The organism is Pseudomonas sp. B14(2017), assembly GCF_002113255.1.
GTDB lineage: Bacteria > Pseudomonadota > Gammaproteobacteria > Pseudomonadales > Pseudomonadaceae > Aquipseudomonas > Aquipseudomonas putida_Z.
This window is the reverse complement of sequence record NZ_NEJY01000001.1, coordinates 279,941-294,211: the sequence shown is the minus strand read 5'-3', so window position 1 is coordinate 294,211 and position 14,271 is coordinate 279,941. Positions and strand designations below refer to the sequence as shown.

At 64.1% G+C, this 14,271-nt stretch carries 13 protein-coding genes; 4 read left to right on the top strand and 9 right to left on the bottom strand.

Annotated elements, in window-relative coordinates:
• Positions 1 to 365 precede the first annotated feature (365 nt).
• The gene (gene gspK / locus CAG34_RS01385) at positions 366 to 1,331 is read right to left on the bottom strand and encodes a type II secretion system minor pseudopilin GspK (protein ID WP_085587573.1); all 966 of its coding nucleotides are present in this window, start codon (positions 1,329 to 1,331) and stop codon (positions 366 to 368) included.
• A 145-nt stretch (positions 1,332 to 1,476) separates the two neighbouring features.
• On the opposite strand from gspK, the gene tatA reads away from it, so the two are divergent.
• Genes tatA through tatC form a run of 3 tightly spaced genes read left to right on the top strand, consistent with a single transcriptional unit; the run spans position 1,477 to position 2,773 of the window.
• Positions 1,477 to 1,710 (top strand): twin-arginine translocase TatA/TatE family subunit, encoded by a 234-nt coding sequence (gene tatA / locus CAG34_RS01380; RefSeq protein WP_013971163.1) that lies wholly within the window; start codon positions 1,477 to 1,479, stop codon positions 1,708 to 1,710.
• On the top strand, positions 1,710 to 2,015 hold the full coding sequence (gene tatB, locus CAG34_RS01375; protein WP_085587571.1) for a Sec-independent protein translocase protein TatB: 306 nt from the start codon (positions 1,710 to 1,712) through the stop codon (positions 2,013 to 2,015). The genes tatA and tatB overlap by 1 nt, the downstream gene beginning before the upstream one ends.
• Positions 2,012 to 2,773 carry a twin-arginine translocase subunit TatC gene (gene tatC, locus CAG34_RS01370; protein WP_047594772.1) on the top strand — a complete coding sequence of 254 codons (762 nt, stop codon included), beginning with the start codon at positions 2,012 to 2,014 and terminating at the stop codon, positions 2,771 to 2,773. Before tatB ends, tatC begins: the two co-directional genes overlap by 4 nt.
• A gap of 103 nt (positions 2,774 to 2,876) precedes the next feature.
• Here the strand turns inward: tatC and CAG34_RS01365 are convergent, their stop codons facing one another.
• Both CAG34_RS01365 and purL read right to left on the bottom strand, forming a co-directional pair.
• Complete coding sequence (locus CAG34_RS01365) at positions 2,877 to 3,188, bottom strand: NGG1p interacting factor NIF3 (protein WP_085587569.1); 312 nt, start codon at positions 3,186 to 3,188, stop codon at positions 2,877 to 2,879.
• A 3-nt stretch (positions 3,189 to 3,191) separates the two neighbouring features.
• Entirely contained in the window at positions 3,192 to 7,091 is a 3,900-nt protein-coding gene (gene purL / locus CAG34_RS01360; protein WP_085587567.1) for a phosphoribosylformylglycinamidine synthase, read from the bottom strand.
• Between the two features lie 324 nt (positions 7,092 to 7,415).
• On the opposite strand from purL, the gene mltF reads away from it, so the two are divergent.
• Positions 7,416 to 8,873, top strand: coding sequence for a membrane-bound lytic murein transglycosylase MltF (gene mltF / locus CAG34_RS01350; protein WP_085587563.1), 1,458 nt, complete (start codon positions 7,416 to 7,418; stop codon positions 8,871 to 8,873).
• A 110-nt stretch (positions 8,874 to 8,983) separates the two neighbouring features.
• Here mltF and tadA read toward each other — a convergent pair whose 3' ends face one another.
• The 6 genes from tadA to CAG34_RS01320 all read right to left on the bottom strand — a co-directional run bounded on the left by tadA (position 8,984) and on the right by CAG34_RS01320 (position 14,205).
• Entirely contained in the window at positions 8,984 to 9,463 is a 480-nt protein-coding gene (gene tadA, locus CAG34_RS01345) for a tRNA adenosine(34) deaminase TadA (RefSeq protein ID WP_075043916.1), read from the bottom strand.
• On the bottom strand, positions 9,463 to 10,845 hold the full coding sequence (locus tag CAG34_RS01340) for a multicopper oxidase family protein (RefSeq protein WP_085587561.1): 1,383 nt from the start codon (positions 10,843 to 10,845) through the stop codon (positions 9,463 to 9,465). Before CAG34_RS01340 ends, tadA begins: the two co-directional genes overlap by 1 nt.
• Positions 10,846 to 10,934: 89 nt before the next feature.
• Positions 10,935 to 12,362, bottom strand: coding sequence for a M48 family metallopeptidase (locus tag CAG34_RS01335; RefSeq protein WP_256573493.1), 1,428 nt, complete (start codon positions 12,360 to 12,362; stop codon positions 10,935 to 10,937).
• A gap of 76 nt (positions 12,363 to 12,438) precedes the next feature.
• Positions 12,439 to 13,137 carry a hypothetical protein gene (locus tag CAG34_RS01330; protein WP_256573492.1) on the bottom strand — a complete coding sequence of 233 codons (699 nt, stop codon included), beginning with the start codon at positions 13,135 to 13,137 and terminating at the stop codon, positions 12,439 to 12,441.
• Positions 13,097 to 13,762, bottom strand: a complete 666-nt coding sequence (locus CAG34_RS01325) for a hypothetical protein (RefSeq protein ID WP_354316173.1) — start codon at positions 13,760 to 13,762, stop codon at positions 13,097 to 13,099. The genes CAG34_RS01330 and CAG34_RS01325 overlap by 41 nt, the downstream gene beginning before the upstream one ends.
• Positions 13,759 to 14,205, bottom strand: a complete 447-nt coding sequence (locus tag CAG34_RS01320; protein WP_085587555.1) for a hypothetical protein — start codon at positions 14,203 to 14,205, stop codon at positions 13,759 to 13,761. Before CAG34_RS01320 ends, CAG34_RS01325 begins: the two co-directional genes overlap by 4 nt.
• Positions 14,206 to 14,271 lie beyond the last annotated feature (66 nt).

Below are 14,271 nucleotides of genomic sequence, written 5' to 3'. Positions count from 1 at the left end.
CGGGGGCCGCTTTGCGGCCCTATCGCCGGCAAGCCAGCTCCCACAGGTACAGCGTTGCTCTCGAGGTTGTCGCTGTACCTGTGGGAGCGGCCTTGTGTCGCGAAAGGGCCGCAACGCGGCCCCAGGATTGATGCGCAATAGTTGTAATTGCTGGGGCTGCTTTGCAGCCCTTTCGCGACACAAGGCCGCTCCCACAGGGAATTGCGCCAACTTTTAGAATTTGAGCAAGACAGTTGCTCCCACCTCGACCACATCGGATTCAAGTCATGTGCAGCTCCCATCACAGCTTCTGAATGCTGTGGTAACCCTGTGGGAGCTGGCTTGCCGGCGATAGGGCTGCAAAGCAGCCCCGGCAATCTCAAGCCCTACCACACCATCGGCTCCCGGCTGCGCACCCGCACCTGCTGCGCCGGCACTCGGGCATGCCATTGCACCACCCCCAGCGCCTCCACCTGGAACTCGCTGCGTATCACCCGCCCCTCCTCCGCGAACGACAGCTGCAACAGGAAATACCCGCTGTTCAGCAGCAGCCCTTCGCTCAAGCGCTCGAAGGTTTCGTCATCCACCGCCCCCAGGGCCTGGCGTAGCGCAGTTGCATCCACATACCCCGACGCCGGGCGACCGCTGATGATGCGGCTGAGCAACGAGCGCGGATAGCGCCCTTCATACAGCGCCTCCAGCAATGGCAGATGCTCCAGCCCAAGGGCATTGGCATTCAGCCGCCAGCCGGTGGTCTGCGGCAAGGCGCACAGCATCGGGTAACGGCTTTGGCGGCTGGCGTCCGGCTCCAGTAGCAGGTTCAGCTCGCTGGTATCGAGCATTGGCTGGTTGGCCGCCAGGCGCGGTGGTTGCTGGCGCAGGTACTGGGCGCTCTCGGCGCCCTGCAGGCGGGTATCGCTGTCGGCATCCAGCCAGTCGGCCAGGGCATCGACCAGGCGCTCGGCAGCCATGTCGTCGCCCAGCAGGTAACGCAACTGGCGCGCAGCACGCTCGCCGTCAGCGCCAAGCAGCGCATTGACGTTGAAACAGGTGTGCTGGTCGCGCACCCGCAACTGCGCCTGGCCGGCGCCAAAATCGTAGTTCAACGGCTGCCCGCGCAAGGCTTGCCAGAACAGCGGGCTAAGCCGCCAGCTGGGGTCACGCAGGGCCTGCTCGGCATAGGCCAGGCCGGCCTGCTCCATCGCTCGCGCCTGCACCCGCTGGTGCAACAGGCGCACGTCATCGACCTGGCGGCGGCCATCTTCCACCAGCCAGGCCATGCCCGCCGCCAGCATCGCCAGCACTACCATCACCATCAGCAGGGCCGCGCCCTGCTGTTGCCTGCCACCCATCCTTGCCTGCCTCTGTCGCCGAATAAAGACGCCAGTCAACACGCCCGGTGTTGCAGGTAGATGGCAGTGGCCGTTCGTCATGTGTACGTCATCTGCGCGAGGCAGGATTGTCTTTCCTTTTCATGACCTTACAGGAGTGGTCGCAATGGGTGGCATTGGAATCTGGCAACTGGTGATCGTACTGCTGATCGTATTCCTGCTGTTTGGTACCAAGCGCCTCAAGGGCCTGGGCAGCGATGTGGGCGAGGCTATCCAGGGTTTTCGCAAGTCCATGGGCGGTGACACTGACGCCACTCCCCCAGCGCATACGCAGGTGCAGCAACAGTGTCCGCTGACCGGTCAGGGTACCCAGCAACCGCAAGCGGACCGTCAGCCCTGATGTTCGAGGTAGGCTTCAGCGAGTTGCTGCTGGTCGGCATCGTCGCGCTGTTGGTTTTAGGCCCGGAGCGCCTGCCGGTGGCGGCACGCACCCTCGGGCGCGGCCTGGGCCAGGCGCGCAGGGCCATGCACGCCCTGCGCACGCAGGTGGAGCGGGAGATCGAACTGCCCGCTGTCGAGCTACCCACTCTCGACAGTGCGCCTTTGCAGCGCCTGGAACAGGAGATCCGCCAAGGCATCAGCCTGAAAGCGGAGCCGGCCAATGATGCGGCCACGGTCGCTCCCCCCAAGGAAAACCTTTCATGAGCATTGCCATGGACCCGGCGGCGAGCATGCCGCTGACCGAACACCTGCGCGACCTGCGCAAACGCCTGGTGCGTTGCCTGGCGCTGGTGGCGCTGGTGTTCGCCGGGCTGTTCCCCTTCGCCCAGACGCTGTACACGCTGATTTCCGAACCGCTGCGGCGCTTCTTGCCGGAAGGCGCGAGCATGATCGCCACCAGCGTCACTTCGCCGTTCCTGACACCGTTCAAGCTGACCGCGATGTGTGCAGTGTTCGTCGCCATGCCGCTGCTGCTGCACCAGGCCTGGGGCTTTCTGGCACCGGGGCTGTACCGCCGTGAACGGCGCATTGCCCTGCCGTTGCTGGTGTCGAGCATCGTGCTGTTCTACGCCGGCATGGCCTTCGCCTTCTTCCTGGTGTTCCCGATGATGTTCGGCTTCTTTGCCAGCGTTACACCGGAGGGCGTGGCGATGATGACCGATATCAGCCAGTACCTGGACTTCATCCTGGCGCTGTTTCTGGCGTTCGGGCTGGCGTTCGAGATACCGGTGGCGACGTTTATCGTGGTCTGGGTGGGGTTGGCCGATGTGGCTACATTGCGGCGCAGCAGGCCCTACGTGATCGTCGGCTGCTTTGTGGTGGGGATGATCCTGACGCCGCCGGATGTGTTTTCGCAGACGATGCTGGCGGTGCCGATGTGGGTGCTGTTCGAGGTGGGGTTGCTGGCCTGTGGGTGGTTGAAGCGGCCTGGGCAGGGCAAGGAGATTGTGGCTGGATTGTAGGGCCCTATCGCCGGCAAGCCAGCTCCCACAGAGATATCACAGGTTCTGACGACTGCGATATTCCTGTGGGAGCGGGCTTGCCCGCGAATAGCCTTGATGCGGTCTAGAACTCGGCGAGCCGCCAGACTTCGTAGGCTGGCGTCTCGTACGGGTGGCTCTGCTTGAGTGCAGCGACGACCTGGGCAATCAGGTCGTCAGCCACCACCAGCTCCACCTTCCACTCTTCCACCACCTCGACCTGGCCGGTTTGCCCGAGGAACGGCTGGCTGCCGTCCAGCGGGCGGAACTGGCCCTGGCCCAGCGTCTGCCAGGCGCAGTGGTCATAGTCGCCGATGCGCCCGCCACCCGCGGCGAACACAGCGGCCTTGACCACTTCGACGTGGCTGGCGGGGACGAGGAAGGCGAGCTTGTACACGCCTTAGTTCACCCACACCCGTGCGTTACGGAACATACGCATCAGCGCGGCATCTTCCTGCCACTCATCCGGGCGCCAGGAGTTCTGCACGGCACGGAACACACGCTCCGGGTGCGGCATCATGATGGTCACGCGGCCGTCGCGGCTGGTGAGGCCGGTGATACCACGCGGCGAGCCGTTCGGGTTGGCCGGGTAGGCTTCGGTGACCTTGCCGTGGTTGTCGACGTAGCGCAGGGCCACGCAACCGGACAGGTCGGCTGCCAGCAGTGCTTCTTCGCTGGCGAACTCGGCATGGCCTTCACCGTGGGCGATGGCGATCGGCATGCGCGAACCGGCCATGCCCTGCAGGAAGATCGAGTTGGACTTCTGCACTTCGACCATGGCCACACGCGCTTCGAACTGCTCCGAGCGGTTGCGCACGAAGTGCGGCCAGTGCTCGGTGCCCGGGATCAGCTCGTGCAGGTTGGACATCATCTGGCAACCGTTGCACACGCCCAGGGCGAAGCTGTCGGTACGCTCGAAGAAGGCCTGGAAGGCGTCACGGGCGCGGCTGTTGAACAGCGCCGACTTGGCCCAGCCTTCACCGGCACCCAGCACGTCGCCGTAGGAGAAGCCACCGCAGGCGACCAGGCCCTTGAAGGCTTCGAAGTCGACACGGCCAGCGAGGATGTCGCTCATGTGCACGTCGATGGCGGCGAAGCCGGCACGGTCGAAGGCGGCTGCCATCTCGACCTGGCCGTTGACGCCCTGCTCGCGCAGGATGGCCACTTGCGGGCGCACGCCCTTCTTGATGTACGGCGCGGCGATGTCGTCGTTGACGTCGAAGCCCAGCTTGACCGACAAGCCCGGGTTGTCTTCCTCGAGCAGCAGGTCGAATTCCTGGTCGGCGCAGTCGGCGTTGTCGCGCAGGCGCTGGATCTGGTAGCTGGTCTCGGCCCACTGGCGCTGCAGCATGCGGCGGTCGTCGTCGAACAGCACTTCGCCGTTCAGGCTGATGGACACTTCACCGTTGTTGACCGGCTTGCCGATCACCGCGACGCAGCCTTCACCCAGGCCAGCGGCGCTGAACTGTGCCAGTACGTCGGGGGTGGCATCCTGGCGAACCTGGATGACCGCGCCCAGCTCTTCGTTGAAGAGGATGGCCGGCACGTCGCCCTTGCTGTCGGTCAGCGGGTCGAGGTGCAAGTCGAGGCCGCAGTGGCCGGCGAAGGCCATTTCCAGCACGGTGGTGACCAGGCCGCCGTCGGAGCGGTCGTGGTAGGCCAGCAGGTGGCCATCTTCGTTCAGGCCCTGGATCACGGCGAAGAACGCCTTCAGGTCTTCGGCGTCGTCGACGTCAGGTGCCTGGGCAGCGATCTTGCCGTAGGTCTGTGCCAGGATCGAGGCGCCCATGCGGTTCTTGCCGCGGCCCAGGTCGATCAGGATCAGGTCGGTCTCGCCCTTGTCCATGCGCAGTTGCGGGGTCAGGGTCTTGCGGATGTCGGTGACCGGGGCGAAGCCGGTGATGATCAGCGACATTGGCGAGGTAACGCTCTTCTCGACGCCCTCGTCGCTCCACTTGGTCTTCATCGACATCGAGTCTTTGCCGACCGGAATGGTAATGCCCAGTTCCGGGCACAGCTCCATGCCGACAGCCTTGACGGTATCGTACAGGCGGGCGTCCTCACCTGGGTGGCCGGCGGCAGACATCCAGTTGGCCGACAGTTTGATGTCGGACAGCTTCTCGATGCGCGAGGCAGCCAGGTTGGTCAGTGTCTCGCCAATTGCCATGCGGCCGGACGCCGGGGCATCCAGCAGAGCCAGCGGGGTACGCTCGCCCATGGCCATGGCTTCACCGGTGTAGACGTCGAAGCTGGTGGCGGTGACGGCGCAGTCGGCCACCGGTACCTGCCACGGGCCGACCATCTGGTCACGAGCTACCAGGCCGGTGATGGTGCGGTCGCCGATGGTGATCAGGAAGCTCTTGCTGGCCACGGCCGGGTGGCTGAGGACGCGCTGAACGGCATTGTCCAGGTCCAGCTTGCTCGGGTCGAAGTCATCGCCCAGCTCGGCTTCGCGGGTAACCGAACGGTGCATGCGTGGCGGCTTGCCCAGCAGCACGTCGAGCGGCATGTCTACCGGCGTGTTGCCGAAGTGGCTGTCGCTTACGGTCAGGTGTTGCTCTTCAGTCGCTTCACCCACTACGGCAAACGGGCAACGCTCACGCTCGCAGATTGCCTTGAAGCGCTCGAAGTCGACGGCGCTGACCGCCAGCACGTAACGCTCCTGCGATTCGTTGCTCCAGATTTCGTGCGGGGCCATGCCCGGCTCGTCGTTGGGCACGTTGCGCAGTTCGAAGCGGCCACCACGGCCACCGTCGTTGACCAGCTCAGGGAAGGCGTTGGAGATACCGCCGGCGCCAACGTCGTGGATGAAGGCGATCGGGTTGTTGTCGCCCAGCTGCCAGCAGCGGTCGATGACCTCCTGGCAACGGCGCTCCATTTCCGGGTTTTCGCGCTGTACCGAAGCGAAGTCCAGGTCAGCCGAGCTGGCACCGGTAGCCACCGACGAAGCGGCGCCGCCGCCCAGGCCGATCAGCATGGCCGGGCCACCGAGCACGATCAGCTTGGCGCCGACAGTGATCTCGCCCTTCTGCACGTGGTCTTCACGGATGTTGCCCATGCCACCGGCCAGCATGATCGGCTTGTGGTAGCCGCGCACTTCTTCACCGTGCGGGGTGTTGATGGCCTGCTCGAAGGTACGGAAGTAGCCGGTCAGCGCCGGGCGACCGAATTCGTTGTTGAACGCAGCGCCACCCAGCGGGCCTTCGATCATGATGTCGAGGGCGTCGACGATGCGCTCAGGCTTGCCGTAGGCATGCTCCCACGGCTGTTCGAAGCCCGGGATACGCAGGTTGGACACGGTGAAGCCGGTCAGGCCTGCCTTGGGCTTGGCGCCACGGCCGGTCGCGCCTTCGTCGCGGATTTCACCGCCGGAGCCGGTGGAGGCGCCGGAGAACGGGGCGATGGCGGTCGGGTGGTTGTGCGTCTCGACCTTCATCAGGATGTGCACCGGCTCCTGCACCGCGCCGTACTGGCGGGTTTCAGGGTTCGGGAAGAAACGGCCGGCAACGTTGCCGACGATCACCGAGGCGTTGTCCTTGTAAGCAGACAGCACACCTTCGTTGTGCATCTGGTAGGTGTTCTTGATCATGCCGAACAGGCTCTTTTCCTGAGCCTGGCCGTCGATGTCCCAACTGGCGTTGAAGATCTTGTGGCGGCAGTGCTCGGAGTTGGCCTGGGCGAACATCATCAGTTCGATGTCGTTCGGGTTGCGCTTGAGGCCCTGGAAGGCGTTGACCAGGTAGTCGATCTCGTCTTCGGCCAGGGCCAGGCCCAGGTCGATGTTGGCCTTGGCCAGGGCGTCACGGCCACCGGCCAGGATGTCCACCGAGGTCATCGGCTTGGGCTGGGCATGGCTGAACAGGTCAGCGGCCTGCTCCAGCTGGCCGAGCACGCGCTGGGTCATGCGGTCGTGCAGCTCGGCGGCGATCAGTTCGGCGTCGGCTTCGCTCAGGTTGCCGGCAACGTAGTAGGCGATACCGCGCTCCAGGCGCTGGATCGACTGCAGGCCGCAGTTGTGGGCGATGTCGCTGGCCTTGCTGGCCCACGGCGAAATGGTGCCCAGGCGCGGCACGACCAGGAACAGGCGGCCGCTCGGCTCCTGTACCGGCACGCTCGGGCCGTACTTGAGCAGACGCCCCAGCACCTGCTGCTGGTCGGCGGTCAGCTCGCCGTCGACATCGGCGAAGTGGGCAAATTCGGCATACAAACCAGTAACAGCGGGGACTTTCTGGCTCAGTTGCTCGAGTAATTTACCGTGGCGAAAGGCAGAAAGGGCAGGAGCGCCGCGCAGGATCAACATCGTCGGGACAGCCTCAGGAAGGGGTGTGCTTAGAGGCCGTGCATTCTAGCCTAATTCGAAGGGTTTCGGCACCCGCTCTAAGCCACGGCTGCCGGGCGGCGGAACCGGACTTTCGGGTCAAAAAAAATTGCCTTGTGTTGCCTGCTCCGGCCCTATCGCCGGCAAGCCGGCTCCCACAGGTATACCACCACCCTCAAGGCCTGCGTTGTACCTGTGGGAGCCGGCTTGCCGGCGATAGGGCCGGTAAAGCACAGAACCTGCTACCAGACAAGCTAACAGTTGTCGAGATATGGTTGGGCCAGTCCTTTGCGTATACTGCAACCTATGTTCGCCCACACTGCTTTGCGCCAGCGTTGCGCCAGATGGCTTTTCGCAACCGGACTCTTTCTGCTGCTCGGTGCCTGCGTTGAAAAACCCAGCACCCTCGAGCGCGTGAAGGAGGATGGCGTGCTGCGCGTGATCACCCGCAACAGCCCGGCCACCTACTTCCAGGACCGCAACGGCGAAACCGGCTTCGAATACGAGCTGGTCCAGCATTTCGCCGAGGATCTCGGCGTAAAGCTGCAGATCGAGACCGCCGACAACCTCGACGAGCTGTACGACAGCCTCGGCAAGCCCTCCGGCCCGGTGCTGGCAGCGGCCGGCCTGGTCACCAGCGAACGGCGCAAGGCCCAGGTCAGGTACTCCCACCCTTACCTGGAAGTGACCCCACAGGTCATCTACCGCAACGGCCGCACGCGCCCCACCAACGCCAAGGGCCTGGTCGGCAAGAAGATCATGGTGCTCAAGGGCAGCAGCCACGCCGACCAGCTGGCCGAGCTGAAAAAGCAGTACCCGGGCCTGGAATACGAAGAATCCGACGCCGTCGAGGTGGTCGACCTGCTGCGCATGGTCGACGAAGGCCAGATCGACCTGACCCTGGTCGACTCCAACGAGCTGGCGATGAATCAGGTGTACTTCCCCAACGTGCGGGTTGCCTTCGACCTGGGCGACACCCGCGACCAGCGCTGGGCAGTGGCGGCCGGTGAAGACAACAGCCTGCTCAACGAGGTCAACGATTTCCTCGACAAGGCGCAGAAGAACGGCACCCTGCAACGCCTGAAGGACCGCTACTACGGCCATGTCGACGTACTGGGCTATGTGGGGGCCTACACCTTCGCCCAGCACCTGCAGCAGCGCCTGCCCAAGTACGAGAAGCACTTCAAGAGCTACGCCAAGGTCGAGCAGGTGGACTGGCGCCTGCTGGCCGCCATCGGCTACCAGGAATCGATGTGGCAGCCCGAGGTCACCTCCAAGACCGGCGTGCGCGGCCTGATGATGCTGACCCAGCGCACCGCCCAGGCGATGGGCGTGTCCAACCGCCTGGACCCGAAGCAGAGCATCCAGGGCGGCGCCAAGTACTTCATGAAGATCAAAGAAGAGCTCGACGACAGCATCCAGGAACCGGACCGCACCTGGTTCGCCCTGGCCGCCTACAACGTCGGCACCGGCCACCTGGAAGACGCCCGCACCTTGGCCAAGCGCGAGAAGCTCAACCCGAACAAGTGGCTGGACGTGAAGAAGATGCTGCCGCGGCTTTCGCAGAAGCAGTGGTATCGGCAGACCAAATACGGTTATGCACGTGGCGGCGAGCCGGTGCATTTCGTGGCCAACATCCGTCGCTACTACGACATCCTCACCTGGGTGACCCAGCCGCAGCTCGAAGGCCAGGTGGCCGAGGGCAGCCTGCATGTGCCCGGGGTGAACAAGGACAAGCCGGCAGAGCAGTCGCCGCCGATGTAGGCCTGTCAGGGCCCTATCGCCGGCAAGCCAGCTCCCACAGGTTCTCCACTGTCCCCAGGCCTGCAGATATCCTGTGGGAACTGGCTTGCCGGCGATAGGGCCCTGACAGGTTACCCCTTGGCCCGGCGGGCCTTGAAGAAGTCACTGAGGATCTGCCCGCACTCCTCCGCCAGCACTCCGCCCTCCACCATCACCCGGTGGTTCAGGAAGCCCTGCCCGAAGAACTGCCCCTGGCTCTGCACGATCCCCGCCTTGGGCTCCAGCGCGCCGTACACCACCCGCATCACCCGCGAATGCACGATCAACCCCGCACACATGCTGCACGGTTCCAGGGTCACATACAGGGTGCTGCCGGGCAGCCGGTAGTTGCTGGCGGATTTCGCCGCCGCGCGAATGGCCACCATCTCGGCGTGCGCACTGGGGTCACTGTCGATGATCGGCCGGTTGAAGCCCTGCCCGATCACCTGCCCATGCTGCACCAGTACCGCGCCCACCGGCACCTCGCCCATGGCCGCGCCTTCGGCAGCCAGGTCCAGGGCCAGGCGCATGAATTCCTGATCGCGGCTGCGATCGATGATCTGCGGGCGCATCAGACCACCGCGATCGCGGCCATCAGGCCGGTTTCCATGTGGTCGATGACGTGGCAGTGGAACATCCAGGTGCCCGGGTTATCCGCGACCAGCGCCACCTGGGCGCGCTCGTTCTTGCCCAGCAGGTAGGTATCGGTGAACCACGGCTCCTTGATGTCATGGCGGTTGGAGGCGATCACCTTGAAGCTCATGCCGTGCAGGTGGATCGGGTGCTGGTACTGGGTCATGTTCTTCAGCTCGAAGATGTAGCTCTTGCCCTTCTTCAGCGTGGCAATCGGCCGCTCGGCGCAAGTCTTGTCGGTGATATCCCAGGCCTGGCCGTTGATCTGCCACATGCTCGACGGCCTATCCTGGTCCGTAGTGACCGAGACTTTCGCCGCCCACTCGAAATTGAAGTTGAGCTTTTCGGCATTCTCCAGGTCCGGCTCGGCGATCGGGTTGGGCGGTAGCGCCGGCGGCCAGTCGCTCGGCGCGTCGTTACTGGCCACCGAACGCAGGGTGCCCAGACGCACGAAACCGTCGCGCAGGGAGATCTCCTCCCCCGCCTCGGGAATACGGATAGCCAGGCATATACGCATGCCTGGGCCGAGCCAGTAGTCATCGTCCAATGGGCGCGGGGTTACCGGGTTGCCGTCCAGAGCATAGATTCTTGCCTCGCAGTTGCCCTTGAGGTTGAGGCGGTAGGTCCAGGTGTTGTCCAGGTTAAGCAGACGCACCCGCACAACCTGGCCGGCTGGCAGCTCGGTGACCGAATCGGCCTGGCCATTGATGGTGATCAGGCGCCCGGCGGTGCCGTTGCGCGCCGCCTCACGCGGGATGCTGAACGGCAACCAGGCGCCCTGCTCGTCCACGTGCCAGTTCTTCAGGCTGAGCGTGCGTTCATGCTGGAAGCCGGTCGGCTCGCGCTCCTCGACGATCAGCGGGCCGACCAGGCCACGGCCCAGCTCTTCGGAGCTGCTGACGTGCGGGTGGTACCAGTAGCTGCCGGCATCCGGCACACGGAACTTGTAGTCGAAATACTCGCCGGGCTTGACCGGCAGCTGCGACACATAGGGCACGCCGTCCATTTCCAGCGGCAGGCGGATACCGTGCCAGTGGATGGTGGTTTCGACCGGCAGGTGGTTGATGAAGCGCACCCGCAGCCAGGTACCCTGGCGCACGCGCAACTCGGTACCCGGTGCCGACGGGCCGAAGGCCCAGGCCTCGGTCTTGTGCCCAGGCACCAGTTCGACGTCCAAGGGCGCTGCGATCAGCTCATAGTCGTGGCCGGCGTTCTCATCTTCGACCTTGCCCAGCCAGTAACGCGCCGCGCCACCGGCGCCCAGGCCAACCACAACCAGGCCGGTCAGGCCCTTGAGCATTTGTCGACGGGTGAAGGACATCGGTGCGGGTACCTCGTGTTCTGCGCAATCAAGCTGCCAGCATGGCTGACGATGAAGGGCGAATACGATACACCTGCAAATGGGAAATATTAAGTGAAGTCTCTTTGGATGCTGCCAGCAGCCTTGCTATCGCACGTGCTGTCGGGGCCCAGACAAAGGTCGTTGAACCATTGCTGGTCCCCACCGGACGGCACGCGCAAGGCCGCCTGCAGCAATTGCGGGTCGAGCAGGATGTCCAGGTTGTTCAGGCGCGTGGCGAGGTCGGGGTGCGTATCGAACGGATGGGTAGTGGCCAGCCCCAGCACTTCCTCGCCCAGTTGCAACGGCGTGCCTTGCAGGTGCGCCGCCAGCGCCTGCAAAAGGTTGCTGCCACCGTGTGCGACCAACAAGCCGTCGATCACCTGACCCAGGGCAATCACCCGTAACAGTGCCTGTACGAACAGCTTCGGGCCAGCGACCTCGGCACCTGCCCGATCAGCCAGCAATTCCTGTGCACGCCCCCAGTGATGAACCGCAAGCTGGAAATGGTGCAAGAACTGCCCGGCCAGCCACAAGGTGGGCCGAACCACCCAGCGCGGAGCATCCTCGTCGCCGACCATGGCCGAATAATGCGCGCACATCAGGCTGAATCGCGCACTGGTTTCGCTGCCCCGCTCCGTATCACGGCGCCTGAAATGGCCCAGTTCGTGACCGATGATCGAGGCCGCCTCGGCCTGGCTCAAGGCGGCCAGGCAAGGTAGAGGCAGATACAATGTGCGCCCCCTGAGGACCTGCCCGTCGGGCTGCAGCAGAATCGGAACGCTGGTGACGAAAAACCCTTGGTCAAGCCCGACCACGATATGGTCCGGGGCCGGCGCGTGCAGTTGCGCTGCCAAGGTCTCGATCCACTGCCACACCGCTGGGGTCGCCTGCCTGCCGAGCGGGCGGGCTAGAAAACTGGCGGTCGGAGACTGCATCAGCGGCCACTGCCGACGCATTCGCCAGACCTGGCGAACACACACAACCAGAACAGAGGCCAGCGGCAGCACCACGATCAGCACCGTCATGCCGCCCTGCGCTGCGCGGCTCGCTCCGGAACTGGCCTCGTAGAGCAACGACAGGCAAAGCGAACCGGCAAGCATGATCATGTAAATGCTCAAGCAACAGCCCAGGCCCTGCCAGCTGGCCATCATGCACTCATGCAGGTAGGCCGCAGAACGCAGCGCCCGCCAGGCGTCCAACTTCAGCTTGAGCCAGGCCCAGAGGCCTGCCAGCAAAGCGGCCACCGCCAGCCAGCAGCTCACACTGGCCATAATCTTGCGTACGCTTACCCAGTGGCGATCCGCATCGAGCAGGTCCAGATGGCGCTGCAGGGCCTGTCGCGGATCGACATACGTGGCAAGCTGCTTGCGGGCTTCCCACGGCAATTGCCGTAACAACGTCTCACTGGGGGCAGCCAGCCATTGCCGTATGGTCCGGGCCTGATCCTGCGCCGTGTCAGCCCGCCAGTACTGCACTTTACCCCAGCCGAACAGCACCAGTGGCAGCAGCAGCAGGATCAGGCCCCAACCGAAGCGCCTCATTGCCCCATAGCGCCAATGGTCACGATCAGGCTCATCTGGCCGCTTCACCCAGACGCGCCACGCCCGGATACAACTGCGCCAACGTACGCCTGGCCTGGGCCGCTTGCACATAGGCATAAAGCAGATCCACCAGTTCCTGCAGGCCAAGGCGTCGCCCGGCCACGACGGGCGTGCACAACCACAGCCTGACGCGCAAGCCGCCCGCGACAACTACCGCGTCAGGCGAGGCCAGCGCCCTGAAACAGGCCGGTGCCAGCGCTGGTGCATGGCTGAACGCCGACACGGTAAAGATCAGCCGGGTGGTGAAGTAACCCTGCTCGACCTCGAAACCGTCGAAGGAATGCAGTGGGGTCGGCGCCTGCGCGTTGGCGAAGCACAGGGTATCTGGCGTTACGCTCAGCACCCGCTTGCCGTGCCGGCGGTATAGCACGACGGCGCAGGCTAGCCCCGCCACCCCGACGCCGGCCAGGCCGAGACCGAAACCAGACATCAGCCAGATGACACCGCTGCTGGCACCGGGACTGAACTGCACCGCCAGAGCGGTCAGCCATATTCCCAGTGCGCCGAACAGCAGGCCAATCACAGCACAGGCCAGCGCCTTGCCGAGCGAGCGCTCCAGCAGTACGAAGCTGTCGGTGGGGCCATCAGCCTGCTCCTGCAGGTACGCGAGGTGGGCTTCGCGTTCGCCGTTATCCATCGGTCTGCAACAGATCCAGTTGCCGTTGCGCATGTGCCGCATCGCGGTAGGCCGCCAGCAGGGCGAGCACTTCCTCGTTCCCCAGCTTGCGTCCGTTGCTGGCCAGGCCTGCGGACATGATGCGGATCTGCGGTCGCGGTTTCTTCAACACCATGGCCTGGTTACCGAAGAACTGCAGTTTCACCACATGATGCTTTGGCAGGACGGCTTCGCTGCTCATTTCCAGCGTCTGCACCATGACCAGCCCTTCATCCTTGACCGAAACGTCTTCTACTTCCGCCAGGTCTACCGGTGCATCCAGCGTATCGACAAACAATTGCCGGCGGGTCAGGCGCATGAATACCTGGGTACCGGCATTACGGTGTTGCCAGGTCACCGCTGCTGCAATCAAGGTGATGAAGACACCGGCTGCAACCGCCCCCAAGCGTTCAGGGTTGAATGTCACGGCCGTGATGATCAGGGAACCCAGCAACAATACTGGCCCCCAGACCCGGTAACGCCGGGAGTTGGTGAACTCGCTCTGCTCGGGCACGCGCTCGATCACTTGCTTGAGCTCAGCGATCACTCGGTCGCGCTGGGCGGCACGGCTTTGCTCATAGTCCTGGCCGAGCGAGCCAGACAGCTCGGACAGCGGGTCGTTGAACTCGCCCATGGTCATTGCGCCTCCGTGTTCTGTGCTGCCAGGTAATCGGTAAGGAATGCCTGGGCATTGCCCTGATGCGACAGCCCTTCCGAATAGCCGACCTGCATTGCCTGAGCCTCACCCGGCAGATACAGTTCGCCGCCCCAGTTGCCCTGGATGATCAGCACAACGTATTTCTTGCCATTCACGGTGGTGGAGTAACGGGTATCCCTGCTGGTTTTTTCCACCTGCATTTTCTGGATGCGCATGTTCCAGTCGTGATCGACGCCCTCGATTTGTACCAGCGCTTCGTTGGCGGCGCGTTCACCGATGCGCAGCGTCCACACCTTGGTACCTTGCGTCCCCGTGTAGGCAACTACCTGGTCAGCCACTTCCGGCCGTTCTTCAGCGTGAACCTGGCCCAGCCACAGGCTGAGCGCAGCCACCAGAAGGGCAGTCCATTTGCGATAAGCGAGCATGTCTTTTCCATCCTGAATCGGAACAAACGCCCATTGAAATAAGCCTGGTCCGAATAGCCAACCCCG